The 26,877-nt window shown below is 60.5% G+C and carries 20 protein-coding genes and 2 pseudogenes; 16 read left to right on the top strand and 6 right to left on the bottom strand.

Annotated elements, in window-relative coordinates:
* Positions 1 to 1,269, bottom strand: a 1,269-nt coding sequence (locus X744_RS155255) for a dihydroxy-acid dehydratase (protein WP_023759629.1), incomplete at its 3' end; no start/stop codon positions are given.
* On the bottom strand, positions 1,266 to 2,009 hold the full coding sequence (locus X744_RS155260) for a FadR/GntR family transcriptional regulator (RefSeq protein ID WP_023759628.1): 744 nt from the start codon (positions 2,007 to 2,009) through the stop codon (positions 1,266 to 1,268). The genes X744_RS155260 and X744_RS155255, both read right to left, overlap by 4 nt.
* 266 nt (positions 2,010 to 2,275) lie before the next feature.
* On the opposite strand from X744_RS155260, the gene X744_RS1000000173730 reads away from it, so the two are divergent.
* The 4 genes from X744_RS1000000173730 to X744_RS155275 all read left to right on the top strand — a co-directional run bounded on the left by X744_RS1000000173730 (position 2,276) and on the right by X744_RS155275 (position 6,290).
* Positions 2,276 to 2,446 carry a hypothetical protein gene (locus tag X744_RS1000000173730; protein ID WP_156938553.1) on the top strand — a complete coding sequence of 57 codons (171 nt, stop codon included), beginning with the start codon at positions 2,276 to 2,278 and terminating at the stop codon, positions 2,444 to 2,446.
* Positions 2,447 to 2,586: 140 nt separating this feature from the next.
* Positions 2,587 to 5,175: an EAL domain-containing protein gene (locus X744_RS1000000171000; RefSeq protein WP_023759626.1), complete on the top strand. Its 2,589-nt coding sequence runs from the start codon at positions 2,587 to 2,589 to the stop codon at positions 5,173 to 5,175.
* A 396-nt stretch (positions 5,176 to 5,571) separates the two neighbouring features.
* On the top strand, positions 5,572 to 5,775 hold the full coding sequence (locus X744_RS155270; protein ID WP_023759625.1) for a hypothetical protein: 204 nt from the start codon (positions 5,572 to 5,574) through the stop codon (positions 5,773 to 5,775).
* A gap of 224 nt (positions 5,776 to 5,999) precedes the next feature.
* Positions 6,000 to 6,290: a hypothetical protein gene (locus tag X744_RS155275; protein WP_023759624.1), complete on the top strand. Its 291-nt coding sequence runs from the start codon at positions 6,000 to 6,002 to the stop codon at positions 6,288 to 6,290.
* A gap of 988 nt (positions 6,291 to 7,278) precedes the next feature.
* On the opposite strand, the pseudogene X744_RS1000000175165 reads toward X744_RS155275, so the two are convergent.
* The 3 genes and pseudogenes from X744_RS1000000175165 to X744_RS155285 form a co-directional block, all read right to left on the bottom strand.
* Positions 7,279 to 7,398, bottom strand: a pseudogene (locus tag X744_RS1000000175165) (TetR/AcrR family transcriptional regulator); the annotation flags it as partial.
* Positions 7,399 to 7,536: 138 nt separating this feature from the next.
* Entirely contained in the window at positions 7,537 to 10,647 is a 3,111-nt protein-coding gene (locus tag X744_RS155280) for an efflux RND transporter permease subunit (protein WP_023759622.1), read from the bottom strand.
* Positions 10,648 to 10,649: 2 nt separating this feature from the next.
* Positions 10,650 to 11,777, bottom strand: coding sequence for an efflux RND transporter periplasmic adaptor subunit (locus tag X744_RS155285; RefSeq protein ID WP_023759621.1), 1,128 nt, complete (start codon positions 11,775 to 11,777; stop codon positions 10,650 to 10,652).
* A gap of 283 nt (positions 11,778 to 12,060) precedes the next feature.
* On the opposite strand from X744_RS155285, the gene X744_RS155290 reads away from it, so the two are divergent.
* The 7 genes from X744_RS155290 to X744_RS0136960 all read left to right on the top strand — a co-directional run bounded on the left by X744_RS155290 (position 12,061) and on the right by X744_RS0136960 (position 23,038).
* Positions 12,061 to 12,639 carry a TetR/AcrR family transcriptional regulator gene (locus tag X744_RS155290; RefSeq protein WP_023759620.1) on the top strand — a complete coding sequence of 193 codons (579 nt, stop codon included), beginning with the start codon at positions 12,061 to 12,063 and terminating at the stop codon, positions 12,637 to 12,639.
* Between the two features lie 46 nt (positions 12,640 to 12,685).
* Entirely contained in the window at positions 12,686 to 13,975 is a 1,290-nt protein-coding gene (gene fabF / locus X744_RS155295) for a beta-ketoacyl-ACP synthase II (RefSeq protein WP_023759619.1), read from the top strand.
* Between the two features lie 49 nt (positions 13,976 to 14,024).
* A complete protein-coding gene (locus tag X744_RS155300; RefSeq protein WP_023759618.1) occupies positions 14,025 to 14,873 on the top strand; it encodes an alpha/beta hydrolase in 849 nt (282 codons plus the stop codon).
* A gap of 118 nt (positions 14,874 to 14,991) precedes the next feature.
* Complete coding sequence (locus X744_RS1000000174480) at positions 14,992 to 21,261, top strand: RHS repeat-associated core domain-containing protein (RefSeq protein ID WP_198032228.1); 6,270 nt, start codon at positions 14,992 to 14,994, stop codon at positions 21,259 to 21,261.
* Positions 21,262 to 21,694: 433 nt separating this feature from the next.
* Positions 21,695 to 21,856, top strand: a complete 162-nt coding sequence (locus X744_RS1000000175160; RefSeq protein ID WP_245266632.1) for a hypothetical protein — start codon at positions 21,695 to 21,697, stop codon at positions 21,854 to 21,856.
* Between the two features lie 153 nt (positions 21,857 to 22,009).
* Positions 22,010 to 22,369 carry a hypothetical protein gene (locus X744_RS1000000175155; protein WP_245266631.1) on the top strand — a complete coding sequence of 120 codons (360 nt, stop codon included), beginning with the start codon at positions 22,010 to 22,012 and terminating at the stop codon, positions 22,367 to 22,369.
* Positions 22,370 to 22,402: 33 nt separating this feature from the next.
* Positions 22,403 to 23,038 (top strand): hypothetical protein, encoded by a 636-nt coding sequence (locus tag X744_RS0136960; RefSeq protein WP_156938551.1) that lies wholly within the window; start codon positions 22,403 to 22,405, stop codon positions 23,036 to 23,038.
* A gap of 46 nt (positions 23,039 to 23,084) precedes the next feature.
* Here the strand turns inward: X744_RS0136960 and X744_RS1000000176240 are convergent.
* A pseudogene (locus tag X744_RS1000000176240) lies at positions 23,085 to 23,227 on the bottom strand (DNA-binding response regulator); the annotation flags it as partial.
* 12 nt (positions 23,228 to 23,239) lie between these two features.
* Between X744_RS1000000176240 and X744_RS1000000175150 the strand changes: the two are divergent.
* The 5 genes from X744_RS1000000175150 (at position 23,240) to gspG (ending at position 26,873) form a co-directional block, all read left to right on the top strand.
* Positions 23,240 to 23,401: a hypothetical protein gene (locus tag X744_RS1000000175150; protein WP_023759615.1), complete on the top strand. Its 162-nt coding sequence runs from the start codon at positions 23,240 to 23,242 to the stop codon at positions 23,399 to 23,401.
* Positions 23,401 to 23,544, top strand: a complete 144-nt coding sequence (locus X744_RS1000000175145; RefSeq protein ID WP_023759614.1) for a transposase — start codon at positions 23,401 to 23,403, stop codon at positions 23,542 to 23,544. The genes X744_RS1000000175150 and X744_RS1000000175145 overlap by 1 nt, the downstream gene beginning before the upstream one ends.
* 262 nt (positions 23,545 to 23,806) lie before the next feature.
* Positions 23,807 to 25,930, top strand: coding sequence for a type II secretion system secretin GspD (gene gspD, locus X744_RS155310; protein WP_023759613.1), 2,124 nt, complete (start codon positions 23,807 to 23,809; stop codon positions 25,928 to 25,930).
* Positions 25,931 to 25,932: 2 nt separating this feature from the next.
* Positions 25,933 to 26,421 (top strand): A24 family peptidase, encoded by a 489-nt coding sequence (locus X744_RS155315; protein WP_031260278.1) that lies wholly within the window; start codon positions 25,933 to 25,935, stop codon positions 26,419 to 26,421.
* Positions 26,421 to 26,873 carry a type II secretion system major pseudopilin GspG gene (gene gspG / locus X744_RS155320; protein ID WP_023759611.1) on the top strand — a complete coding sequence of 151 codons (453 nt, stop codon included), beginning with the start codon at positions 26,421 to 26,423 and terminating at the stop codon, positions 26,871 to 26,873. The genes X744_RS155315 and gspG overlap by 1 nt, the downstream gene beginning before the upstream one ends.
* Positions 26,874 to 26,877: the final 4 nt, after the last annotated feature.

The following is a 26,877-nucleotide window of genomic DNA, read 5'->3' as shown; positions in this document are numbered from 1 at the left end:
GTCGATGCGCGCGTAGTAGTGCTCGATGTTTTCGAACACCACCGCCTTGCCGCGATGCTGCATCAGCGCGGGCGTTGCCGCAGATGGCTTGATGACCGCGCCGTCAGGCGCCAGATTGCCGCGCAGAATGGAGATGCCGCCCTCCTTGGTCAGCGGCTGGCTCAGAGGCCGGATCACCTCGCGGTTGTAGTTGGGCGCGCCGTCGATCAACTCGCCGATCGTCTTGTCGCAGACGGTCGTGGCGTCGCGATGAAGAAGCCCCACTTCATCAAGCGACGCCATGACCGCAGCCAGCCCCCCGGCGTAGTAGAAATCTTCCATCAGGAACCGGCCCGATGGCATCAGGTCGACAATGGTTGGAACGCCGCGGCCAAGGCGGTCCCAGTCATCGAGACTGAGATCGACACCAATCCGGTTGGCGATGGCGATCAGATGCAGCACGGCGTTGGTCGAACCGCCAATCGCGCCGTTGACGCGGATGGCGTTCTCGAACGCCTGCCTGGTGAGGATCTGGGCGATAGTCACATCCCTGCGAACCAGATCAACGATCTGGCGTCCGGCCAGCTGGGCGAGCACACCACGCCGCGAATCCACCGCCGGGATCGCGGCGTTGTCCGCCATGCCGATGCCGAGCGCTTCCACCATGCTGGCCATGGTCGAAGCCGTGCCCATCGTCATGCAGCTGCCGGCCGACCGGCTCTGGCCCTGCTCCGCGGCAAGGAAGTCGGCAATCGGCATGCGGCCGGCCTTCACTTCCTCGGCGAATTTCCAGACATGTGTGCCCGAGCCGATATCCTGTCCGCGGAACTTGCCGTTGAGCATCGGCCCGCCGGAAACGGCAATGGTCGGCAGATTGCACGACGCAGCGCCCATCAGCAGTGCGGGCGTGGTCTTGTCGCAACCGACCAGCAGGATGACGCCGTCGATCGGATTGCCGCGTATGGATTCCTCGACATCCATACTGACCAGATTGCGAAACAGCATGGCGGTGGGGCGCATGTTGCTCTCGCCCAGCGACATCACCGGGAACTCCAGCGGCAGGCCGCCGGCTTCATAGACCCCACGCTTGACGTGATCTGCCAGGCCGCGGAGATGGGCATTGCAGGGGGTCAGTTCCGACCAGGTGTTGCAGATGCCGATCACTGGGCGGCCGTCAAAAGCGTCGGCGGGGATGCCCTGGTTCTTCATCCAGCTGCGGTGCATGAAGGCGTTCTTGCCCTCACCGCCGAACCAGGCCTCGGATCGCAGCTTGCGTTTGGTCTCGGTCACGATGTCTGTTCCCGTTCCTGGCGGCGCCTGTTGCGATTCTCGACGCTGCGGCGCACGTCTTCCTCGGCATTGTCGATGAGCACCAGCAGCGCATTTTGCGCGCCGGCGGCATCGCCGGATGCGATCTTTTCGGCCACTTCGCGGTGCAGCGGCAAAGAATGGCGCTGCCCTTCCGGATTGTCGTTGGAGAGGCGAAAGCTCATCACCAATGCGGTTTCGACCAGAGCCGCCAGCGAGCCGATCAACTCGTTGCCGGTCATGCGCAGAATAGTCTGATGGAACAAAAGATCGGGTTTGGCGAAGCGGTCGCCGTCTTCGACCACGGCTTCCATTTCGGCCAGCGCGGCATTGATCTCGGCAAGCTGCGCCGGTGTGGCGCGCTTGGCGGCAAGTGCGGCCGACATCGGCTCGATGGCTCGCCTAAGCTCAAACAGCGCCCGGACGTCCTCGGCACTGACGTCGCTGGCATAGCGCCACGACAGGACATCCGGATCGAGAAAATTCCAGTCGGCGCGGGGACGCACCCTTGTGCCGGTCTTCGGCCGCGATTCGACAAGCCCCTTGCCGGCCAGAACCTTGATCGCCTCGCGCAGCACCGTGCGGCTGACCCCTAGCATCTGGCTGGAATCGTCGGCGTTGGGCAGTGCCTCGCCGGGCAGGAAGTCGCCCTGCACGATGCGCAGCCCGATCTGCTCGACCACAGTTGCATGCAGCGCCGTCGAGCCGCTGGAAACCGCCACCGTGACTCTTGACGTGCGCGCGGTGCTGAAAGATTTCTTATTCTTCATACTATTCATAAGATATGTCTTATAGGCGTGAGAATTGGAGTCAAGGGGCGAGGAGAGCCGATGACAAAGAATCCATTCTCTGAAGCCCTTAGCCCATAAGAGATGCTGAGTGCCGCGCGATACTTCAGGCCCGGGCCCGGGGCCGCCATCAGCAGGTTGGAAACCTCCTCGATGCTCAAGACCACCGACAACTTCTGCGGTTGCCGACGGAATTGCGTATGCCGCTTCATGTCCTCGCGGCCGCAGGTCGTGCCAAAGAAAAAGCGAAGCGCGATGATACGGGCATTGAAAGTTGGCGGCGCGATGCCCGCGTCGAAACTCGCCTGCCGCAGTGCCACGCCGAGCGTGAGAAGTTGCGACCGCCGGCAGGTCTTCCCGCCGCCACCTAAGAGGAGGCTGCAAATTGCACAAAGTACCGTCTTAAGCCCGAATTAATACGTCATGTGCGACATTAAAGGAATTCACTCCTAAATTCTCGTTGAATTGGCGTACGTGGGGCGGGATTGGCCGTATTGTGCCAGTGTTTTACATGAACCACCTGAAGGGCGTTAGCGTTAGGACCAAGCTTTCGCTGGGCTTTGGTTTGGCGTTGCTGTGCATTGTGGCAGTAGGGCTATTTGGAGTCGCGCAGCTGCGATCTCTCAACGAAGTCACAAGCGAGATCACCGCGGTTTGGTTGCCGCAGGTCCAGGTCGTGGAGGAGATGAAGCGCAACCTGGCGGAACACCAGCTCTATGCGACCCTGCGCATGCGCACTGACGATACTCAACAATTGCTCGGCATCAATGACAAGATGGCGAAGGAGAGCGATGAGATACTCCGAGGTCGGCGAGCCTACCGCAGGAGTGCCGGATCGCTGGCCGAGCAGGACCTGTTCGACCAGTTTGTCTATCTGTGGACGGCCTATGAAGATTCCCTGACGTCGATTTTCCCGCTCCTGGAAACAGGAGAGCGATCGAGGGCCTTTAAAGAGTTCGAGACAGTGTCGCTTCCAATTGTTGCCGAGGCGGCTCAGCGACTGGACGGCCTGCTGGCCCTCACCAACCAGCGCAGCACTGCTGTCGCAGCGATGGCCGATCGCAGCTACAGCGTCGCACAGCGGCTGACCTGGATAGCGATTGTTTTTGCGGCCGCGTGTCTTGGCGGGCTTGTCGCCTGGATTCACCACAATGTCAGCAAGCCGATCCTCGCCGCGAGCGAGGCGATGCACCGGTTGACGCAAGGCGACCGCCGCTCAACCCTCGTTGCGCTGAAAAGCGATCGGCGCGACGAGGTTGGGCTATTGTTCTCGGCGTTTGCCGGCTACCGTGCCAGCCTGGAGCGCAGTGACGCCTTGGCCCGCGAGGCCGAACAGGAACGGCAGCACCTAGCAGCCGCCGCCGCCAACATGCCCGTGGGCCTATGCATGTTCGATGCCGGGCGACAGCTGGTTCTTTGCAACCAGAGTTACGCTGATCTCTACAACCTACCGGAGGCCCTGACTCGTCCAGGCACGCAATGGGCCGATCTGATGCAGTACCGAATTTCGGCGGGGCTGTACGTTGGCCAAGACCCGGGAAAGTATCTGCAACAACTCTCTGAGACCATCGACCGCGCTGAGCGCGTGGAGAGCTTGGTGGAGTTCAATGATGGACGGACCATCGACCTCATCCACCAACCACTGCCGGGCGGCGGGTGGCTCGCCACCCATCACGACGTGACCGACTTGCGCCGCAACGAGGCCCGCATCTCTCACATGGCACGCCATGACGGGCTTACCGACCTTCCAAACCGCATATTGTTCCGCGAACGCGCCGAGGAAGCCCTCGCCGAGATGGGACGCAGAGATGGCAAAGTCGCCTTCCTTTGCCTTGATCTCGATCATTTCAAGATGGTCAACGACACGCTGGGGCATTCGGCCGGCGACGCCCTTCTGAAGGAGGTTGCCTCCAGGCTGAGGCGGCTGGTCCGCGATGATGACACAGTGGCCAGGCTTGGGGGCGACGAGTTCGTGATCATTCAAAGGGAGGCAGGTCAACCGGTCGAGGCAACCGCCCTCGCGCAACGGGTCATCGATGCGCTCAGCGCGCCTTATGTAGTCGACGGTCATGGGGTCGTGATCAGCGTCAGCGTCGGCATATCGATTGCGCCCAACGACAGCAGGAACACCGACCAGTTGCTCAAGAACGGCGACATGGCGCTCTATCGGGCAAAGGCCGAGGGACGCAGGACGTATAGGTTCTTCGAGTCGCAAATGGATGCCCGCATGCAGGCGCGGCGATTTCTCGAACTCGATCTGCGCGAAGCGCTGGATCGCGGGCAATTCGAGATCTACTACCAACCGCTCCTCAATATCGGCCGTGGCGAGGTTAGTTGCTTCGAGGCGCTGCTTCGCTGGCATCACCCGAGACGCGGCATTGTCTCCCCAGCCGAGTTCATTCCCCTGGCCGAGGAGATTGGCCTGATCGTCCCGGTCGGGGAATGGGTGGTCAAGCAAGCCTGTCTGGATGCGGCACACTGGCCCGATGGCATCAAGGTCGCCGTCAATCTGTCGCCCATGCAGTTTCGCAACTCGCGCCTGCTCTCGGCAATTGTCGAGGCGCTCGATGTCTCGGGACTGCCCCCGAACCAGCTCGAGCTTGAAATTACCGAAACGGTGCTGCTGGCCAACACCCAGGCGACGCTGGCGATGCTGCAGCAGATTCATATGCTGGGCGTGCACATTGCGATGGACGATTTCGGTACCGGATATTCGAGCTTGAGCTACCTGCGCTCGTTCCCGTTCGACAAGATCAAGATCGACCAATCCTTAATCACGGACGTGGGGGGCATCGACAGTTCTGTTGCCATCATCCGAGCCATCACGGGTCTAGGCAACAGCCTCGGAATGCGGACCACCGCCGAAGGGGTTGAGACGGTGGAGCAGCTCGACCGCGTCCGACGAGAAGGCTGCACGGAGGCGCAAGGCTTCCTGCTCAGCCGCCCGCTGCCTGCCCGGGATATTCCCAAGATGCTGGAGCAGGTGCGCGCCGTGGTGGCGGGCGAGATCATCGAGACTGCACTCGACGCGACCGGAGGGCGGAACAGAGCGCAGTCCTCCGGTGGCCGGCGTTTCAGGAATGCGCCTTTCTCCGCTTAACCGGAAGCGAATTGATCGCGGTGATGCAGTCCCGGCGGTCTCCCGGATGGCTGCCCCAAAGCGACACGCCGTGAAGCCAATCACTTCTTGGCCGCGCCTTTCATATCCGCACACATTCAGCCGATAGCTCAGCAGAGCGAACCTCGATCGCCTAATGGCTGCGTCCGTTTTGACCAAAGTAAGGCTGGCTGAACCAACCGCTGAGGCGAAAGCGGCCATGGCGCGCAATCACCGGATCCCGTGGAAGGAGAAGTGCTATGACCAATCGAGAAGCCAGACTGAGCAGGGGTGAGTTGAACGCCATTGATCTGAAGCGAAGGGCGCCCGAGGTGACCCTTGATTGGAACCATTCTGTCCTGAACGAGTTTGGCGCTCTGGAGTGGGATAGTTCCAATCATGGCCGAGCATTATCAATCAGGGCAGATGTCGGCTGCGCACGCTGTTCGGCGCATGATTGCGTCCGATGAGACCCGTCATTTCCTCCACAAGGTGTTAGATTTGAAGGTCGAGGCGCACCTACCTGGCGCCATTGGGGCACTCCTTGCTGTGCTTGATCAGAAAGGACAAGACGAACCGTCCGAACCGTCCGAAACCCCCTGACCTTTCCCCTATTGCTCTCAGTTGGTTCCATGTCACCGACGTGATCGGCGGCGCCCTCACTGGCATCTTAGGTGCCGTCTTCCGAATCGGGCCGCGGCTTTGCGAACGACCATCTGGCCAAATGGCTTTGAATAAAAGTTAGCAATCGCTCGAGGTGAGCAGGGTCGGGAACATTTTAGCTGAGTTGCATGTTTCAATCACGATCACGATCATGGGCGATTTGAATGGCGCGAAAACCGAAAATCGGAGATGAGATCACGCTGTCGGCCATCCTGAAGGTGATGGAGGACGGCGTTTCGAGCGTTAGTGTGCCGACCTATAATTTCCCGCTCGCCATCGACACGCCGCAGAAGGCCAAGGTAGGCCAGAAAGTCGAAATCAGTGGTTTCGCGACGCGCGTCGATCAAGAGGACGGCAAAGTCACCGTTCGGATCGACGGATGCGGTCTTGTCACTGTCGATATGGATTCCATCGCCGAGGTCTCAGCGACATCGCGGGTAACCGTGCGCGAGTAGCTCGCGCAACCTTCCTGCGCGACAACGCCATAGGGCGATGACGAACGCACGTTAGCTTGTGCTTGCGGGGTGCCCGGACCGCCCCTGCCGGCGCCTTCGATCCCAGCGATACCAGCTCGTTTAGGGCTGAGATCGAAGAGGACGAACTGGCTGGGATGGATAACCGCGTCGATTAACTCCTTCGCGGTAGTCGTTGGCTTGTAGACCGCCTGAAGCCTCATTGCCGCGTCCGCCTCAAGGAGAAATCCAGGATCTATCCTCTTGGGCAGCCAGCCGGAGCGTGCGTAAAAGGCGATTGTCAGCCCGACCAGGTTTGACGTACCTAGCGGATCCGCGCCGACCGCAGCCAATGAAAGTGCGCCTGGCCGATCTCCGGATCAAGGCCCTTGCCGCGAGTGCACGAGATCGACTGATCCACGAGCTCCACGCCCCTCTCAAGGGAAGAGAGACTCTGTTGCGTTCCGGCAACAGGTCGAAGATTGCACCCAATCCGCCCGGCCGGCTGGCCTAATAGTCGTCATTTGACGACTGGTCGCATCATCCTCACTCCGCTTATCTTCGTTCGGAGCGGATCGAATCTGCGGAGGCCACATGTTCGGTCGGTGGATAGGGCTCGCAGGCCTGGCCGTCATGGCCCTGCTGGTGCTGACGGGCGCGGCGGCGGCGCAGGCGGTCTGCGGCGTAAGCGCAACAGGCGCCGAGCCACAGGGCAGTGGCGGTGCGACCGTGGACGGCTCCACAGGCTCCTTTGCCTGCGGTCCCGGCGCCACAGCTGTCGGCAACTCTACTTCTATTGGCGTGGATGCCGGAGATAGCGCCGCCCCCGGGAATGAGTTCAACGTCTCTGTGGGCACTAGCGCTGGCGGAGTCGTGAATGGTGCCAACAACACGGCCCTCGGCTCAGCGGCTGGCGTCCATGGCCGGTCTCCTTCCCGGCCAACAGAATCCCGCTTGGTTACCAGAGCGTTAACGATTCATGATTCCGCCCTGCGATGTCGGCAACCGACGTCTTATGGTAGCCGATGCGGCGAAAGTGCTGCTCCGCCACCTCCAGAATGCGCCGGCGCACCTCGTTTCGATCAGGTGGCTTTCGAACCGGGCGATCCATTGATGTCTCCAGTGCTGATGCCCCCTTCGCGGCTTGCGTGGCCAGTCATCGGCAGACGGCAAGATCGCGCAGCCGGCCTTGCGCATGTCAGGCAAGGCCAGCGGACGAAGTTGAACCGTCTCCTCCGACACCAGTGCCCTATTCGGCGGCCATCGCTGTTTGCAATTCCGGTTCTTCGGTCGAAGCCTGATGGGCCTCATCCGCAGTCGGCTTGATCCGGAACCAGGCGGCATAAAGAGCGGGAAGGAAGAGCAGGATCAGCACCGTGCCGGCCGCCGTGCCGCCGATCAGTGTGTAGGCCATCGATCCCCAGAACACGGAGTGCGTAAGGGGGATGAAGGCCAGCACGGCGGCGAGAGCGGTCAGGATGACGGGCCTCGTGCGTTGCACGGTGGCCTCGATGACGGCGTGATAGTCGTCAAGACCGGCAGCACGGTTCTCCTTGATCTGTTCCGTCAGGATCAGCGTATTGCGCATCAAGATGCCGGCCAGTCCTATGAGGCCCAGAATGGCGTTGAACCCGAAAGGCTGGTTGAAGGTGAGCAACATCGGCACGACGCCGACGAGCCCAAGCGGTGCCGTCAGCACTACCATGAACATCGTCGAGAAGGATCGTACCTGCAGCATGATGACGATCAGCATGGCGGCGATCATGGCCGGGAAGATCTTGCCCAAAGCAGTGTTGGCCTTGGTCGCCTCCTCGATTGATCCACCCATTTCGATGCGATAGCCGGCCGGAAGGGAAGCGATCAGCGGCTGCAGGGCCGTCATGACCTGCTTGGAGACCTCTGGAGGCTGCGTTGCCTCATTGATGTCCGAGCGGACCGTAATAACCGGCAGACGATCGCGGCGCTTCAGGATCGGCTCTTCAAGACGGACCTCCGAATGACCGATCTGGTCGAGTGGAATCTGGCGGCCGTCCCGGCTCATCAGCGAGAAATCCGCCAGACGCGACGGATCCAGCCGCTCAGCCCCAGCGCTGCGCGCCACGATCGGGACATTGCGAATGTCCTCGCGGACCTGCGTGACGGGAATGCCGGTGAGCAGGAACTGCAGCTGCTGGGCCACCTCCGCAGGCGACAGCCCGATGAGGTTCAGCCGATCCTGGTCAGGGATGAAGCGCAGTACGGGCGTGCGGTTGCCCCAGTCGCGATTGGCCTGTCGCACGTCCGGGACGCCCCGCATGATAGTGAGGGCGTTCTCGGAGATGCTATAGAGTTGCGCGGGATCAGGCCCGATGACCCGGAACTCGACAGGAAACGGTGTGTAGGGTCCGAACACAAGCTGTGTGACGCGCACATTGGCCTCGGGAGCGAGCCCCTGCGATACCGCCTCCCGGAGCCGGTGCTTCAACGCCTCGCGCGCCTCGGCGTCCGGGGTCAGCACGACGATCTTGGCAAAGGCGGGATCAGGCAGTTCCGGCGCCATGGCGAAGAAAAAGCGCGGAGCGCCCTGACCGACGTAGCTCGTCACGATCTTGGCTTCGGGCTGGCCGTCCAGCCAGTGCTCCAGCTTCTCCACTGTGGCGGTCGTGGTCTCCATGCTGGTGCCTTCCGGCAGGCGAACCTCGACCAGTACTTCGGGGCGGTCGGATGTCGGGAAGAATTGCTGTTTCAGGCTGCCCATGCCGACAACCGAGAGCGCGAAGACGATGGCGACGACACCGCAGGTCACGAACTTGTGGCGCACGGCAAAGATGATGAGCCGCCGTAGGCGCCGATAGTTCGGTGTGTCGTATATGGCGTGAACGCCGCCTTCGACCGGTTTGATCGCGGGCAGCATCTTGACGCCAAGGTAGGGCGTGAAGACCACCGCGACGATCCAGGAGACGATGAGAGCGAACCCCACGACCCAGAAGATGTTGCCGGCGTACTCGCCGGCCGTCGAGCGTGCGAAGCCCACGGGCAGGAACCCAGCGATCGTCACGAGCGTTCCCGACAGCATCGGCGCCGCGGTATGGCTCCAGGCGTAGGCCGCCGCCTTGATGCGATCCATGCCTTCTTCCATCTTCACCACCATCACCTCGATGGCGATGATGGCGTCGTCCACGAGAAGACCGAGCGCCAGGATGAGGGCGCCGAGCGTGATGCGATCGAAGAACCGGCCGGTCTCCAGCATGATGAGGAACACGGCGGCAAGCGTCAGCGGGACGGCGGCCGCCACGACGATGCCGACGCGCCAGCCCATGCTGAGCAGGCTGATCAGCAGCACGACGCCGAGCGCCATCGCGAACTTCAACATGAACTCGTCGACCGCCGAGGTGATGTTGACGGCCTGGTCGGACACCTTGTCGAGCGTTATCCCAAGCGGCAATGTCCGTGCGATGGCCGCCGTCCTGTCCTCCAGCGCCTTGCCGAGCGCGCGACCGTCCCAACCCTCCTGCATAACGGCCGCGAGCATGATGGTGGGCTCGCCCTGGCGTCGGATGAGATAGGTGGGAGGGTCCTCGTAGCCGCGGCGGACCTGTGCAACGTCGGAAAGCTTCAGCGTCCGCCCCCCGGCAACGATCGGCGTGTCGGCGATAGCCTGGACACCGTCATAAGCGCCGTTGAGCCTGATGAAGACCTGCGGCCCCTGAGTATCGATCGAGCCCGCCGGCGTGACGGTGTTCTGTCTTTGCAAGGCCGCAACGATATCTTGTGCGGACACGCCGAGGGTTGCCAGCTTGGCATAGGAAAACTCGACGAATATCTGCTCCGGACGTTCACCGAGGATGTTGATCTTCTTGACGCCAGGCACGTGCAGAAGATCCTGGCGAATGGTCTCGGCCTGCCTGGCCAGCTCACGCATCGGCATGCCTTTTGCCTTCAGCGCATAAAGGGCGAAGCTCACATCCGAATATTCGTCGTTGACGAAGGGGCCGTAGACGCCGGGCGGCAGGTTGCGGGCTTCATCCCCGAGCTTCTTGCGGGCCTGGTAAAATTCTTCCTGCACGGCGGATGGCGGCGTGCTGTCCTTCAGCGTGACCGTCATATAGGCGTATCCCGGCCGCGTGGTCGTCTCGACCCGATCGTACCAGGTGAGCTCCTGAAGCCGCTTCTCCAACGGCTCGGCGACAAGGTCCTGCATCTCGCGGGCCGTCGCGCCCGGCCATGCCGTCGTGACCGTCAGGGTCTTGATGGTGAAGTTGGGATCCTCCGCCCGCCCGAGCATAAGGAACGCGTAGGCGCCAGCCGCCACGAGCAGGAGGATGAAGAACAGGGTGACGGCGCGTTCGCGAACGGCGATCGCTGAAAGATTGAGGTTCATCGTCAGTTGCTCCCGCTTTCGGAAGCAGTCCTGACGCGAGCGCCCTCCTGCAGAAGATGAGCGCCGAGCGAGACAATCTGATCGCTGGAACCCAATCCGGAGATCACGGCGGATTCGCCGGTCACACGAACAAGCTTGACCGGTTGAAAGTGTACGGTCGACGTGCCGTTGTCCAAGACCCAAACGCCTGTCTTCTTGCCGTCGTCGAGCACTGCCCCAAGCGGCACCTGGACTTCCGGCTGACTTGCCTGGGTTGCAAGGCGAATGGTTACCGTCGCGCCAAGCGGCGCTGCCGCTGCCTCACCGTCAAGCACATAGCGGGCCTCATAGGTGCGGGTCTGGGCATCGGCGGAGTTGGACAATTGTCGCAGATGTGCCGCGTGGCGTTGCTCATCACCCCCGTAGACGCTGGCCTCGGCCGCGGAGCCGATCGCCGGCCGGATCGTTTCGGGAAGTGCGACCACAGCTTCGCGGGGGCCGGCCTGGGCGACACGAACCACCGCCTGGCCGGCAGAGGCGACCTGACCAGGCTCGCCAAGCGTATCGACCACTGTTCCATCGGCATCCGCGACCAGGACCGCATAGGTCGCCTCATTCTCCGCGACCTTCGCTTCCGCTTCGGCGGCGGCGAGCTGGGCCGTGGCGGTATCCATTGCGGCCTTCGCCTGCTCGTACCGCTGCCGGGGGACCCATCCGTCTTTCAGCAGATTGGCGTATCGCCGTTCATCCGGCTCGGTCTGGGCGACGATCGCACGCGCGGCGACAACGGCATTATGCTTTGCAGTGAGCGCGAGACGAAGGTCGGTGTCATCGATCCGCATCAACGGCTGACCGGCTTTTACCTGCTGACCGACATTCACGAGCCGTTCGATGATCTTGCCAGGAACGCGGAAGCCGAGATTGCTCTCCACCCTGGCCCCTATGATGCCCGTGAAGCTGCGTTCGGAACCGCTCACTTGCGCTGCCGTCGCCAGCCTGACGACGGGCGGCTCCTGCCTCGGGTCGGTCGAGGCGGAAGCTTCCTGCGCGGAACTGGCAAATGTGGCGAATGCCGTCGCCGCTGACACCGCGATCAACCCTGACCCCGCGATCAGGATCGCACCCAGCATAATAACCGGTCTCTTTTTCATGCCCATCGCCTTACGTCGAAATAGATTGCGTTCATTCTCTATGCTGTGTCCTGCGTCGCCCGAGATTCTGCGGACCATCTTCGTATCCCCCTTGTTAGATTGTGGTCGAACTCTATACCATTTAGATTTCGAGCGCAATCTAAAAAGGAGACATATTCGGTCCGCGACAAACCGCCACACCGCTCACGTGGCGAGCATCCGTCCCGCATCTCCTCTTGATAGATTGCGTTCGGTCTCTAACTGACATATAGATTTTGGACGCAATCTAAATATGGAGATGATGATGCGCGTAAGTCGCGTTCAGGCTGAGCAGAACCGGCAAACCGTGATCGATGTGGCCAGCCGGCTCTTTCGGGAGCACGGCTTCGACGGCATCGGCCTCAAGGATCTGATGAAGGGCGCCGGGCTGACCCAAGGCGCTTTCTACAAGCAGTTCGCATCGAAGGAGGACTTGGCGGCACAGGCATCTAGCCGGGCGATGGAACATGCGACCAGCAGATGGTCGGGTGCTATCGCTGCGAAACCGGAGGATCCGCTTGGCGCGGTGATCGACCTTTATCTCAGCACGGGGCATCGCGAAGAAAAGATGGACGGCTGTCCGGTTGTTGCCCTCGGCTCGGATGCTGCCAGGCAGGGGAGCGACGTCAAAGCATCGTTCGAATCCGGAATCAGGGAATACCTCAAGATGTTGGGACCATGGGTCGGCGAGGCCGGCGGCGCGCAGCCCAGCGGCAAGGCCAGGGCCATTCTCTCGATGATGGTCGGTGCGGTCGTCCTCTCGCGCGCGGTCAACGACCCGGACCTCGCAAAGGCCTTTCTCGATGCGGCGACCGATCAAGTGCGCAAAGCAGTCGCGGCTTGAAGGGCATGCACAGCGCGACCGACACGCCCAAGCCATAGGAGAATGGATGCGACGGATTGTGGTTACGGGCGTAGGGGCGGTCACGCCGCTGGCCGCCAATGTCGAGGCGTCGTGGTCGCGTCTCCTGGCCGGTCGCTCCGGGGTCCGGAAGCTTCCGGACGATATGGTGAGCGACCTGCCGGCGAAGGTCGGCGGCGTGGTCCCCTGCGTGGAAGAAGACCCCGAGTCCGGCTTCGATCCCGATATGATCTTGGCTCCGAAGGACCAGCGCCGGGTGGATCGCTTCATCCTCTTCGCACTGGCGGCTGCGGATGAGGCGCTTGCCCAGGCGAGATGGGCACCCGTGTCGCAGACAGATCGCTTGCGTACGGCGACGATCATCGCTTCGGGGGTCGGCGGCTTCCCGGCGATAACCGAAGCCGTGCGAACGGTTGATCAGCGCGGTGTTCGCCGTCTTTCACCCTTCACGGTGCCATCCTTCCTGGTGAACCTCGCGGCGGGCCACATCTCGATCCGCCATGGCTTCAAAGGCCCGCTCGGCGCGCCGGTCACGGCGTGCGCGGCCGGCATCCAGGCGATCGGCGATGCGGCTCGCCTCATCCGCGCCAATGAAGCCGATATCGCCGTATGCGGCGGAACCGAGGCATGCATGAATGTCGTCAGCCTTGGTGGTTTTGCAGCGGCACGCTCTCTTTCGACCTCCTTCAATCATCGTCCTGATCAAGCCTCTCGTCCATTCGACACGTCACGCGACGGTTTCGTCATGGGCGAAGGAGCCGGCGTGCTGGTGATCGAGGATTTGAACCATGCGCTCGCGCGCGGCGCCAAGCCGCTCGCCGAGCTCGTCGGCTATGGCACGACGGCGGATGCACACCACGTGACTTCCGGTCCCGAGGATGGCGATGGCGCGCGCCGTGCCATCGAGATCGCAATCGCCCAGGCTGGCATCTCGCCGCATGAGGTTCGTCATCTCAATGCGCATGCGACCTCCACGCCGGTGGGCGATCTCGGAGAGATGGCGGCAATCAAAAGCGTCTTCGGCGGGGATTTCAATATCGCCGTCAGCGGCACGAAGTCGGCGACCGGGCATCTGCTCGGAGCCGCGGGTGGGCTTGGCGCGATCTTCACCATCCTGGCGCTCAGAGACCAGGTAGCCCCGCCCACTCTCAATTTGAGCGCTCCCGATCCGGCCGGTGACGGTATCGATTTCGTCGCAAACCAAGCCCGGCCATTGGCGATGGATTACGCGATTTGCAACGGCTTCGGCTTTGGGGGCGTCAATGCCAGCGCCTTGTTCCGGCGCTGGGACGACGAAGCTGGCCGGCGCGCGGCTTGACTGAGACCACCTGTCCTCATTCCCGACATACACAAAGAAGAGAGCTGAAATGCTGACCTCGCCCAGACCCAACCTTCTGCAGATATCGGACACGCTTACTCTGCGTTATGAAAAGACCGGCAATGGGCCACCATTGGTCCTTATGCATACGATCCGCACGCAGCTCGAGTACTTTCGCGGTTTGGCACCCCTGCTCGCCGAGTCGTACACGGTGTATGCCATCGATCTCCCTGGACACGGTCACTCGCCGATCGACCCACTCGCACCCTTCGATGAGCCGTATTTCAGGCAAGGCGTCATCGGCTTCATCGAGAAGCTCAACCTCACCGACGTCACGCTTGTGGGCGAATCGATCGGCGGCGCATTGGCGCTCACGGTCGCGGCCGCAATTCCGCAACGGGTCAAGCGCGTCTTCGCCAGCAATCCCTATGACTACGAAACCCGTTACGGAGATGGACTCCGACGTGGCAACTGGCTCGCGAATTTCATCATCGGAAGTCTGCAAGTCCCAGTTCTAGGCCCATTCAATGCCTGGATGGAAAACCAGATGGTACTCGGCAAGATCATGGGCGGGGGATATCACGATCCGCGCAAGCTTCCTTCCGACCTTCTTGCCGAGTTCGGCCGCGTCGCGAAGCGCCCTGGATACAAGCGCATCGCACGCAAGGTGCTCGCAGGCTGGCGATCCTGGTCCGCGGCGCGGGACCGGTATCGGCTCGTCTCTGCACCCGTAACGCTCATCTATGGCGACAGCGATTGGTCGCGCCCCGACGAGCGCGAGCGGACCCGGGCACTGCTTCCCAACGCGCGCATGTTCACACTCAAGAACACTGGGCACTTTTCAGCGGTGGAGAATCCATCGGAACTGGCACGCATCATACTGGGATCTACGGGTTGAGCTGGGTCCTCAGCGTCGTTCCACAAATAACTCTGTTGATAAGTATCCTATTACAGTTTGGCGTCGTATTCCCAAAATGAAAGATGAGTACCGATAGGCAACTTGGCTTGGGGGACTCATGAAACGGTTTCTTGTTGGCGCCGCAGTGCTTGCCTTGAGTGTTGTGGGCGCGGATATTTCTGCTGTCTCTTATATTAGCGGAAGTGCAGGGATAGTAGTGTTCGCGCAGGAGAGCCGGGGCTCTTCCGCGGCTACAGAAACATCTGCTGCCGGCTTCGGGAATGGCGGCGCGGCACTGGGATCAGGCGCACAGCCGGCAGGTGGCACGCCAGCGTCGGGCACTGCGGCGCCGACGGCGGGAGATGCAGCATCAAGTGCGGCAACCGACAGCCCGGATGCGGCGGCCAAGGTTGGCGCCAAGCCGGTGGATGCCAAGGCGACAGATACCAAGGCTGCGGATGCCAAGAGCAGCGGCAAGGCGGCCAAGACGACCGACACGGAGGCCGCCCCCGAGGCGCCGGCCGTTGCAACTACGCTGGCGACCACGACCAGCGGCGATCCAGAAGCCATTGGCACGCCGAAGGTTGATCTGCCGAAGAGTTCGGGTAACGGCAATCTGGGCTATTCCATCGGCATCGATGTGCCTGCCTTCCATGGCATCGAGCCGCAGATCGCGCTGAACTATAACTCATCCCGCAAGAGCAAGCTTGGTGGCCTTTATCAGGGCTGGCTCGGCTATGGATGGGGGCTCGATGGTCTCGATGTCATCGAGCGGGCCACGCCGGGCTATGGCATGCCGGCCTACGATGCCAACGACATCTATCTGCTCGACGGCCAGGCGGTGGTCGCGTGCGTTGCCGGGATGGTCTCGCCGTCGTGTGCGACCGGCGGCACGCATGCGACCGAGAACGAGAGCTACCGCCGCGTTGCGCTGAACAGCAGCACCAATGAATGGAGGGTGACCGACAGGGATGGCACCGTCTCGACCTTCCGCTCGGTAGCGGCGGTTGCCAATTTGACGCCAACCGCCGGCACGCCGGCCTATGACCTTGCCATGAGCTACCGCTGGCTGCTGACCTCGGTCGCCGACACCAACGGCAACAGCGTTTCATACAGCTACACTTGTCCGGCCAGCCCGGTCTGCTATCCCGACAGCGTCAGCTACAACGGCACCATCGTAAAATTCTACTACGAGACCCGTCCCGACCTGATCCTGATGGGCAATGGCCGCGACATCTCTCTGACCAGCCAACGCATCAAGACGATTGGCATCACCGTTAGCGGCGCGGTGCGCGGCGCCTATAGGCTCACCTATGACCAGGCGCCATTTTCCAACACCTCACGGCTGACCCAGGTCACCCACTACGGCACCGATGCAACAATCGCCGTCGATGGCACCATCGGCGGCGGGACGTCGAAATCGCTTGGACAAATGGCCTATCAGGATGCCGGCTGGAACTACACCACCGTCAACACGCCGATCTACGAGCACATCCCGACATCTGGTGACAATCCAACTTACGCGAATCCAAAAGAAAACCTCGATGTCGACTTCGACGGTCGAGATGAACTTTGTTGCGAATATGCTGAGACGACGACAACAACCACCAACGGAGGAGGAGGATCGACCGGAGATCACGAAGTATTGACGTCGAAGAAGACACAACACTACAAAAGAATAATAAAATTCGGCAGCAATGGTGTGCCTTTTGACGTAGCAAGTTTGTTTGGCAGTACAACTTCAACAACGACGTCATCACTCGGCACCGATCTTACACCGAAAGGTAGCTCTGTGTTGACCGTCTTGGGTCCTGGACGCTTCCTGGCGACCAAGAACGCGATGGATTTTGCCCAGTATCAGAATACGAAAACAGCTTCCTGTCATAGCACGCGTGATAATGGGGAGGTTTGCACTTACACTTACTCAGCGACCCCTTCGCTGGTGCTGCCGGACGCCAATCTCGCGATGACAACTGTTGCATGCAGCCCAGCGCCTGTGGGCTATGAGGCCCTGTGCAGCAGTTTGCCAAGCTACAGCAATGTTTCCACTCTTCCCGCAAATCCGTCATTCGCGGCTGACACGAATGGCGACGGAATCGATACTCTCGAGAAACGCACCACATTCACCGACACCAGCATGGGCGTTGGTGATTTTCTCGGCAATGGCAAGCAACAACCCTTGTTCATTGTGAGTACCACCCTCAAAAAGGGCGTCCTTTCCAGCGGCAAATGGCAAGCAGGCGGAACTGCCTTCAACATAAATTGCCAGTTTGACACAGTCTCGAATCCTGGCTCCTGCGTCTTTGCGGACCTCAACGGCGACGGTGCGACTGACGTTGCCAGGTATAGATCAAGCGCCGACGAGATCACCGTATATCTGTCGACCGGCGTTGGTTTTAAAAGCTTCACAGCTACCGCCAATATTCTTGGCGGCAAGGCAATTCTGGGTGATTTTGACAATGATGGAAAAACGGATGTTTTTACGCTGAGCGACAACGTTGTTGTGGGCCCGGGTGAAACACGTTTGATCAAAGTTTACTCTCTTCAACCCTCCTCATCCACGACTTACGCTGCGGTCAATCTCCCGCGGCCAGCATCGATTCCAACAGTCGGGGACGTAATCGGCGACTTCAACGGCGATGGGCTGCCGGATTTCACCAACTATACCAGCATGATCATCTCGAATGCCGGCACCGGCAATCCGAACCTGGTGAAGCAGATCACGACGGAGCTGGGAGGGACGGTGGCGGTCGAGTACACGCCGTCGTCGACCTGGACGAACAACTACCTGCCGCAACTGGTGCATGCGGTGTCAAAGCTCTCTGTCGGTGATGGCCGCGGCCAGACGGCGGTGACCACCTACACCTATGCCGGCGGCAAGTACGATCCGGCGGCGCGCAAGTTCCTGGGCTTTGCCTCGATCGTCGAGACAAAACCGCTGGCCAATGGCGAGACGGCAGCCTCAAAGATCGAGACCACCTATCGGCAGGATCTGGCAAGCTACGGCCTGCCAGCGCTGACAGTGTGGAAGGATGGCACTGGGACCGTGCACAAGCAGGTGGCCGAGACCTATGCGGTCAATGCGGCGACAAAACCCTACACAGTGCAGAACACGGCGACCGACACGACGCTGACCGAGAACATCGCGCGCAACTTGCGCGTCGAGCGGGGCTTCGATGCCTACAACAACGTCACCAGCCTCAAGGACTATGGCCGCACCGATGTCGGTGGCGACGAGACCTGGACCGAGCGCTTCTTCTCGCCCAACACCTCGGCCTACATCGTCTCGGCGCTGATCGCCGAGCGCACGCATGCCGGGCTTGCCGGCACGGATCCCTATGTCAGCTACAGGCACAATTATTACGACGGCAACACGACCGACGTCTGGGCGGTGCCGACCAAGGGCAACCTGACCTGGGTGCAGACCTTCAGCGATGTCACCGCGGGCAAGACGGTGAATCAGTATTTTGCCTACGACGCCTATGGCAACAGGACCGCGGCCATTGACGGTGTCGGCAACAGGACCGAGTGGGATTACGGGACGACCTATCACATCTTTCCGATAACCGAGCGGGCGCCGCGCTATTTCGCAACGGGCGGACAACCGGCCGACACGCGCTTCGTCTCAACCGCCGCCTACAATGCGGTGTGTGGCCTGCCAATGACGAAGACCGACCCCAACGGCATCGTCAGGACCTTCGCCTACGATGCGTTCTGCCGACCCTACCAGGTCTCACAGAACGTGCTGGGTGCCTATGTCAGGACGCAGTTCTTCAACGAAGGCAATCCTGCGGCGCAAGCGCTGGTCAAATACACTCCCCTGCCCAATGGCGCGGGTGAGGACTTTATCGTCTCCTATTATGACGGCCTTGGCCGGGTTTATCGGGTGGAGGCTCCCGGCGAGACGGCGGCCGGTGCACGACGCGTCGTCGAGACTGACTACGATGGGCGAAGCAATGTGCTGCGCACTGCCTTCCCGCGCTTTGTCGGCGAGGCCGCGCAGTGGACCACCAACTTCTATGACTGGGCCGACCGGCTGACAAAGACAGTCAATCCGGATGCCAGTCAGCGCAGCTATCTGAACGAATTGGCCACTGCTGCCGCCACCACTCCACGGCTGAATGCCGTGACAACGACTGACGAGCTTGGCCATCAGACCAGAACGGCGTGGTCTGCGCACGGCGATATCGCGGGTGTCGTTCGCGACTTTGCGGGGCTTCAGCTTGCCGATATCCGCACCTTCGATCTGCTCGGCCGCTTGATCGGCGTCACCGATCCCGGCGGCTCTACCTGGACCTACACCTACGACATGCTGGGCAACAGGCTGTCGGCGTCCGATCCCGATCTCGGCACCTGGACCTATGTGTACGACGCCGCCAACCGGCTGGTCAGCCAGGCCGATGCCAGGGGCACGGTCACCACGCTCAGCTATGACCAGATGGACCGGCTGACGCTGAAGACGGCCACCGCGCCGGGCGGCGGCCCGGTGACGCTGACGCAGAACACCCACGACCAGGCGGCATCAGGCTACTACAACATCGGCCAGCTGACCCGCTCGGAAAACGCCGCCGCCGTCCAGCTCTACAATTATGACGGTCTCGGCAAGGTTGCCCGTCAGGATGCCACCATCGCGGGCATCACCAACACCACGTTCAACGTCCACGACGGCTCCGGCCAGAACGTATATGTCCAATACTTCCCCGTTCAGCTCGACTTCGGTTCGAACACCAACCACTTGCAGTACACCGCCGGCAACAGGCTCTATTCCGCTCCCGGCTTCATCACCTCGACCATCTACGAGGCTGACGGCCAGACCAAGGAGATCACCTACGCCAACGGCGTAAAAACGTCCTTCACCTACTCGCCGACACGGCGCTGGCTGACGCGCATCACCAACGCATTCGGCGCCAGCATGCTGATGGACCGGCAATTCACGCGTGATGCTCTCGGCCGCATCACCAACATTGTCGGGGCCGCTCCCCCAGGCAGTTGGAATTATGTCTACGACAATGCCGACCGGCTGGTCTCATCAGACAATCTCGGCGACAACACGCTCGACGAAACCTTCGCCTATGCCGCCAACGACAACATGATTTCGCGCACGCGTGTCGCTGGTACCTATGTCTATCCTTCGGCGAGCGCAGCTCGTCCGCATGCGCCGGTCTCGGTCGGCGCCAACGCGATGGCCTATGATGCCAATGGCAATCTGACATCGGACGGCAGCCGCACGCTGGTCTGGGACGAGGCCAACCGGCTGAAGACTGTCACGCGCGCCTCCAACACCGTCAATCTCGCCTACGGCCCGGACGGGGCGCGTGCCAGGAAGTCATCGAGCTTCGCCACGACGCTCTATCCCGACGCCAATGTCGAGATCAATCCGGCGATACCCGGAGCAGAGGTTTATACCCGCTATCCGCATCCCGACATCAAGGTCGTCGGCACGACCAAATACTTCCTGCACCGCGAGCATCTGGCCTCCGTGCGCCAGGTCACCGACATGTCGGGCACCGTCGTCGACGGCACCAGCTACGCCACCTATGGCGAAAGCCTCAACACCGGCTTCCAGACGCAGAAGAACTACGTCGGCGAACGTTTCGATGCCGAGACCGGACTGCTGTATCTCAATGCACGCTACATGGACCCGGTGCTGGGGCGGTTTATTTCGCCGGATGATTGGGATCCGACCAAGGAAGGTGTTGGCACCAACCGGTATGCCTATTCTCAGAATGACCCGGTCAACAAAAGCGATCGGAATGGCCACGGATGGGAAAGCCTATTTGGCGGAGGGGGTATTTTCAGCGGAGGCCCTGGAGCTGTTGCCGCCAGAGGTTACATCGGCAATCAGGCCGACATATCTGGACATGCGGGCGTTGATGCCGCCGTTAATACAGGAAAAGCGATTGTATCGGCTACTCCGGTCGGAGACTTGCAATCGATATACGAGGGAGTAAAAGAAAAAGATAAGGGAAAAATTGGGCTAGGCGTGGCGGGCCTTGCGCTGAGTGTGGCGCTACCCGAGGAGAAAATAGGGGCAGCGTTAGTTGAAAATGGACTAAAAGCAGTCGTAAAAGAAACCCCTCTATTATTGAATCCATCAATAAAAATTACTGCAAAAGGTTTGAAGCATACCGTAGATCGTCATACAATTAACAGCATATCGAAGTATGCGGATAAAAGTAAGTTTAGCAACGGTGAGGATGTAGAGTCATTAATAGATTTGGCGACGCAGCAAAAGGCGACCGTGCAGCCAAATGGAAACTTTGTTCGCACCCTTGACGTGAATAGGGATATTGGTGTTGACAGGTCAACAGGACAACCGACGTCGGTAATGTCTGTTGTTACCAATCCAAAGGGTGAATTGGTAACAGCCTTTCCAGGGAGGCCATAGAGTCTAATGTCGCTAGATTTCTCAATCCTTGATGCAAGTGGCGCCCCAAAAAAATCAGTCCCACTAGATGTCGAGCTTCATCATGAATTGTTGGTGGCCGCCAAATCTCTTGGGTTGGGCGAGGTTGTTAGATTCCATGATTACTATGAGGATGAGGAGATACCTCTTTCTTCAATACCGATATTTATGCAAGAAATTTTCATACTAAAAAACAACACTAACTCTTCCAGGTTACTGGATTTCTTAGAAAAAATGACATCGCTCGGGAGTTCCGCTTTATCAGAGAAGAGAAGCATCGTTGCAATATCGGATTGATTTCGAATTACAGTGCACTTTTTGCCATCTTCGCCCGTCCGCCGATGCGGCGAGGAATTACGGTGACAGTGCACTTTATTCATATTCGTTCGACCTTCATTGCGTGTAGATTGCTCCCATGGCTCGCCTCGCCCGCATTGTCGTGCCCAGTCTGCCGCACCACGTAACCCAGCGCGGCAACGGGCGCGCCAAGGTGTTTTTCACGCTTGGTGACTACGCGCTCTACAAGGCCCTCCTAGTCGAGCATTGCCGCGCCGCCGATGTCGGCATCTGGCCCTGATGCCGAACCATGTGCACCTGATCTCGACACCGGCAGACCCGGATGGCCTGCGGCGCGCGCTTGCCAAGGTGCACCAGTGCCTATGCCGGCACCATCCATGCGCGGCAAAAGAAAACCGGGCATTTCTGGCAAGGTCGCTTCGGCGCCGTCGCGATGGACGAGGATCGCCTGTTGTCGGCAGTGCGCTATGTCGGGCTGAACCCGGTACGCGCGGGGCTGGTGAGCCAGGCGGCGGATTGGCCCTGGTCAAGCGCTCGGGCGCATCTGACGGATGAAGCCGATGGCGTTACGGATCTGGGGCCGATGAAAGACCGGCTGCCCTCGTCGGCCGGACTGTTCGACCTGATCGAGACGGATGTCGCGGCTTTCGACGCCCTGCGCAAAGCCGAGAGCATCGGCCGGCCGGTGGGCAGCGAAGCATTTCTGGACCGGATTGCCGGGCAAACCGGAAGGGCCGTGAAATCGGGAAAGCGAGGCAGGCGGCGAAAAGAAAATAGTGCACTGTCACCGTAATTCAAGAAATTCTAAAAATGGTGGTCGCAAATAATGTCCGGCTCTAGTGCTCGCTTTCAACTTAAAGAGATAAATGACGGCGGCCGTCATTTGTCCGAAAAAGAAAAAGAATCCGTGCGTGGTATGCTGCTAGGGAAAATAGCGCGAGCACATATGGGCGACGGTATAATCCCAGACCGGAAAATCTATGCTCCAATGGTCAGAAATAACACCCGGCTACTGGAAGGGTGTTTGGGTATTCAAGGGCCGAGTAAAGGCACTTGGACAGAGGAAATGTTCGATGTTTTCTTCGGAAAGCATTTCGTTGGCGGGTGTTACCTTTGGGTGGAGCCTCCAGTAGGGCACATACCGGATCCTATCTTTTGGGCACCTTACAGTCCGGCGCGCCGAGACTGGCTATATATCTATGCAAGCAATTTGGGCATGCGACCTTGTGGAATGATGCGCGTGGACGGCCGCCTAGCAGTTTACGCCAATTTGGACTGTGATTTCACATTTGTATTTGGCGACGATGGCATCATTAAAAATTTTGACAAAGCATTTGGTGGGCGGGAAAAGATTTGTGAAGAATTTAACAAATTTTTGGATTCAAACGAAGTAGATCTTGGTGAAGGGAATATATATGCGTTTATGAAGTTATACTTACCAGAGATTGAAGGTTGCACTTGATGGAATTACGGCGACAGTATTCGCCTGACCATCGCTGTGAGCAGCTTCAAAACCCCGCCTGATCGCGAAACAGCTCCGCATTGTCCAGCTTCGAAACCTCGATCACCGCTTGCGTGCGGCTGTACACATTGAGTTTGGAATTACGGTGACAGTGCACTTTATTCATGTTCGTCCGACCTTCATTGCGTGTAGACGGCCAGCATGGCTCGCCTTGCCCGTATTGTCGTTCCCGGTCTGCCGCACCACGTGACGCGGCGTGGCAACCGGCGCGCCAAAGTGTTTTTCGCGCCTGGTGACTACGCGCCCTACAAGAACCTGCTGGTCGAGCATTGCCGCGCCGCCGATGTCGGCATCTGGCCCTGATGCCGAACCATGTGCACCTGATCCTGACACCGCCCGACCCCGATGGCTTGCGGCGCGCGCTTGCCAAGGTGCATCGCGCCTATGCCGGCACCATCCACGCGCGACAGAAGAAAACCGGGCATTTCTGGCAGGAATTACGGTGACAGTGCACTTTTTACCATCTTCGCCCGTCCGCCCATACGGCAAGGGGCCTGCTCGGTGGCCATCTCTGTAGCTCACCGCAGTCTCGGCTGCTCTGGTCAAGTAGCCGGCTTCCCTAATTGATATCCAGATCTCAGGCATTAACCTGACCCGGCAGGTTGCCGCCCTCCGCCACCAACCCTGTGGATAGACCCCAAACACCCACATCATTCCCGACATCGGCTTGCAAAGGCCGTAGACTAAAAACCCAGGGGAATCGGGTGGATGTCGATCAAGCCGAGTCATCGGGTCGTGGTGTGCACGTTGCTGGCGATTGCCGGCTGCACCTCTGCGCCGGGCAAGGACTTCTTCACCGAGACCATCGACAGCCTGCACGCCAAGAACTCGCCGTTGCGGGCGGGCTACACCGGTCCCGGCGCCATCACCTCGGCCGCCGGCCAGGCGCAGCGCTTCAACGGCACGCAGTATCAGGGGTCGGGCCAGTTCGTCTCCTCCGGCGCGCCCGTCACCAAGGTGACGACAGACGGTTCGGGCCAGTTCGAGCTCAACCTGATCAATGCGCCGATCACCGAGGCGGCCAAAGCGGTTCTGGGCGATGCGCTGCACCTCAACTACATCGTCGATCCGCGCGTACAGGGCACGGTGACCTTGCAGACCTCGCAGCCGGTGTCGAAGGACGCGCTGGTCGACATCCTGCAATCGGCGCTCGCGGTGAATTCCGCCGGCATCACCAACCGCGCCGGCACCTATCAGATCGTGCCGCTTTCCGAGATCATGTCCAGCACACCGCCGGTCAGTGTGCCTTCGGTTTCGCCGTCCGGCCCCGGCGTCAAGGTGCAGGTGCTGCAGCTGCAATTCATCGCCGCCGACGAGATGAAGACCATTCTCGAACCGATCACCCGACAGGGGTCGGTGCTGCGGGTCGATTCCGTTCGCAACCTGATCACGGTCGCCGGCAACGACAGCGACCTCAACGCTATCAGAGAAGCGGTCTCGGTGTTCGACGTCGACTGGATGCGCGGCATGTCGGTGGCGCTGCATCCGCTCAAGACCTCCAAGCCGGAGGCGGTTGCCGCCGAACTCGATTCCATCTTCGGCACCAAGGAAGGGCCCGGCGCCAAGCTCATCCAGTTTATCCCCAACGACAGGCTGAATTCGGTGCTGGTGATCACCTCGCGCCCGGCCTATCTCGCCCGTGCCGCGACCTGGATCAACAAGCTCGATAGGCTGGCCGAGACCAACGAAGATCAGCTTTTCGTCTACCAGATCCAGAACCGCCCGGCCAAGGAACTGGCTGCGGTGTTGAGCTCCGTGCTTGGCACCACGGTCAAGACCGAGGGAGATTCAGGCGGCTCGAATGTGTCGCCCGACCAGACGCCGATCGCCATGCAATCGGATGGCGTCACGCCGGTGCCACTGACCGGGCCGTCGCCTTCGATGCCGATGCAGGATGGACAGGCGCCGGCCCACGCCACGGTCGTCGCCGATGTAGAAAACAATGCGCTACTGATCCAGACCACAGCGCGCGACTACGAACGCATCGAGCAGATACTGGCCAAGGTCGACGTGCTGCCGACGCAAGTCATGCTGGAGGCTGTCATCGCCGAAGTGACGCTCAACGACGATTTGAAATACGGACTGCGCTGGTTCTTCGAGAATGGCGGCATGAACATCTCGGTGACCGACGTGGCAAAGGGCGTTGCCGCGGCGGCACTGCCCGGCTTCAACTGGAGCTACGCCACCGACAATATCCAGGTGACGCTGAATGCACTTTCCAGCATCACCGACGTCAATGTCATCTCGGCGCCGACCATCATGGCGCTGAACAACCAGAAGGCGATCTTGCAGGTCGGCGACCAGGTGCCGATCGCGACAAGGCAAGTGGTGGACCAGACGCTCGGCAGCTCGCCGGTCGTCTCGGTCGAGATGAAGGACACCGGTGTCATCCTGACGGTGACGCCACGCATCAACAATGCCGGCAGGGTCATGCTCGACATCCAGCAGGAGGTCAGCAACGTCACCAGGACGACCAGCTCCGGCATCGATTCGCCGACCATCCAGCAGCGCAAGATTCAGACCCGCGTCCTGGTCAATGACGGCGAGAGCCTGGCGCTGGGCGGCCTGATACAGTCGCGCAATAATGTCGACCGCACGCAAGTGCCTATCCTCGGCGACATCCCGATCATCGGCAACGCGTTCAAGCAGAAGACGGACAGCATCGGACGCACCGAGCTGATCATCTTCATCAGGCCGCATGTCGTGCGCGACATCAACGAAGCCCGCGAGGTGACGGACGAATTCCGCGGCAAGATCAGCTTGCAGACGCCGATCCAGAAGCGACGCGGCGGCACCAAGCTGCAACAGGACCTGAAGAGGCTGGCGTATTGACGATGCACTCATCCCTCGTGCTGGCTGCCACGATCGCCCTGGCGGCTATTCTCTGCGCTATTTCGATCGCCGATTTCCGCCGGCAGATCATCCCGGATGGGTTCAACCTGGCCCTGGCCGGCATCGGCCTTGTCTATCAGATGGCGACGCAGGCGGATGGCCTGCCGGCGCGCCTGCTGTTCGCCGCCTTGACCTTTGCCGCTGCCTGGTTGATCCGGCGCGGCCATTTCCTGATGACCGGCCGGATTGGCCTCGGCCTCGGCGACGTCAAGATGCTGGCCGCCGCTGCATGCTGGATCAGCCCACGGCTGTTGCCGGTGCTGCTGTTCGTCGCCAGCGCCAGCGCTTTGCTGTTCGTCGGCGGGCTGGTGATCGCGACAGGGCCGGCGGCGGCCAAAGCCCGTGTCGCCTTCGGCCCGTTCATCGCCATCGGCCTCGGCTGCAGCTGGGCACTGGAGCAACTTGCAGGTTTGGACATGGGACTGCTCTGATGATCACTCCACGCTTTACCTCTGAAAAATCCCGCCGAGAACGCGACGATCGCGAAAGCGGCTTCACCCTGGTCGAGCTTCTGGTCGTGCTCGCCATCATCGCGCTGATCGCCACGCTCGCAGCACCTCAGGTGCTGCGCTATCTCGGCTCGGCAAGAACCAACGCGGCCAAGGCGCAAGTCCGCAACATCGAAAGCGCGCTTGAACTCTACTATGTCGACAATGCGAAATATCCGACCGCGGAGGAGGGGCTCTCGGCCCTGGTTGCGGCGCCCACAGGCGAAGCGCGTTGGAACGGCCCTTACCTCAAGGGGACGACCGGTCTCAAGGATCCGTGGGGGAGGCCTTATTCCTACGAAGTGAAGGCCGATGCGAGCGGCGTGGTCATCCGCAGCCTTGGAAAAGACGGCAAGCCCGATGGAACCGGCGAAGACCAGGACATCAGCAACTGATATT

The organism is Mesorhizobium sp. LNHC252B00, assembly GCF_000502955.1.
Taxonomy (GTDB): Bacteria; Pseudomonadota; Alphaproteobacteria; order Rhizobiales; family Rhizobiaceae; genus Mesorhizobium.
Note: the sequence above shows the minus strand (reverse complement) of the source record. Positions and strands in the feature narration are given on the sequence as shown.

Coding starts and splice junctions, on each gene's coding strand:
- X744_RS1000000174480 (WP_198032228.1), top strand. CDS start 14,992: ATGAAACGGTTTCTTGTTGGCGCCGCAGTGCTTGCCTTGAGTGTTGTG.
- X744_RS1000000175155 (WP_245266631.1), top strand. CDS start 22,010: ATGGACGAGGATCGCCTGTTGTCGGCAGTGCGCTATGTCGGGCTGAAC.
- X744_RS1000000171000 (WP_023759626.1), top strand. CDS start 2,587: ATGAACCACCTGAAGGGCGTTAGCGTTAGGACCAAGCTTTCGCTGGGC.
- X744_RS155315 (WP_031260278.1), top strand. CDS start 25,933: ATGCACTCATCCCTCGTGCTGGCTGCCACGATCGCCCTGGCGGCTATT.
- X744_RS155275 (WP_023759624.1), top strand. CDS start 6,000: ATGGCGCGAAAACCGAAAATCGGAGATGAGATCACGCTGTCGGCCATC.
- X744_RS0136960 (WP_156938551.1), top strand. CDS start 22,403: ATGTCCGGCTCTAGTGCTCGCTTTCAACTTAAAGAGATAAATGACGGC.
- X744_RS155270 (WP_023759625.1), top strand. CDS start 5,572: ATGGCCGAGCATTATCAATCAGGGCAGATGTCGGCTGCGCACGCTGTT.
- X744_RS1000000175145 (WP_023759614.1), top strand. CDS start 23,401: ATGCCGAACCATGTGCACCTGATCCTGACACCGCCCGACCCCGATGGC.
- X744_RS155300 (WP_023759618.1), top strand. CDS start 14,025: ATGCTGACCTCGCCCAGACCCAACCTTCTGCAGATATCGGACACGCTT.
- gspD (WP_023759613.1), top strand. CDS start 23,807: ATGTCGATCAAGCCGAGTCATCGGGTCGTGGTGTGCACGTTGCTGGCG.
- X744_RS155285 (WP_023759621.1), bottom strand. CDS start 11,777: ATGAAAAAGAGACCGGTTATTATGCTGGGTGCGATCCTGATCGCGGGG.
- X744_RS1000000173730 (WP_156938553.1), top strand. CDS start 2,276: ATGCCGCTTCATGTCCTCGCGGCCGCAGGTCGTGCCAAAGAAAAAGCG.
- X744_RS155280 (WP_023759622.1), bottom strand. CDS start 10,647: ATGAACCTCAATCTTTCAGCGATCGCCGTTCGCGAACGCGCCGTCACC.
- fabF (WP_023759619.1), top strand. CDS start 12,686: ATGCGACGGATTGTGGTTACGGGCGTAGGGGCGGTCACGCCGCTGGCC.
- X744_RS1000000175150 (WP_023759615.1), top strand. CDS start 23,240: ATGGCTCGCCTTGCCCGTATTGTCGTTCCCGGTCTGCCGCACCACGTG.
- X744_RS155290 (WP_023759620.1), top strand. CDS start 12,061: ATGCGCGTAAGTCGCGTTCAGGCTGAGCAGAACCGGCAAACCGTGATC.
- X744_RS1000000175160 (WP_245266632.1), top strand. CDS start 21,695: ATGGCTCGCCTCGCCCGCATTGTCGTGCCCAGTCTGCCGCACCACGTA.
- gspG (WP_023759611.1), top strand. CDS start 26,421: ATGATCACTCCACGCTTTACCTCTGAAAAATCCCGCCGAGAACGCGAC.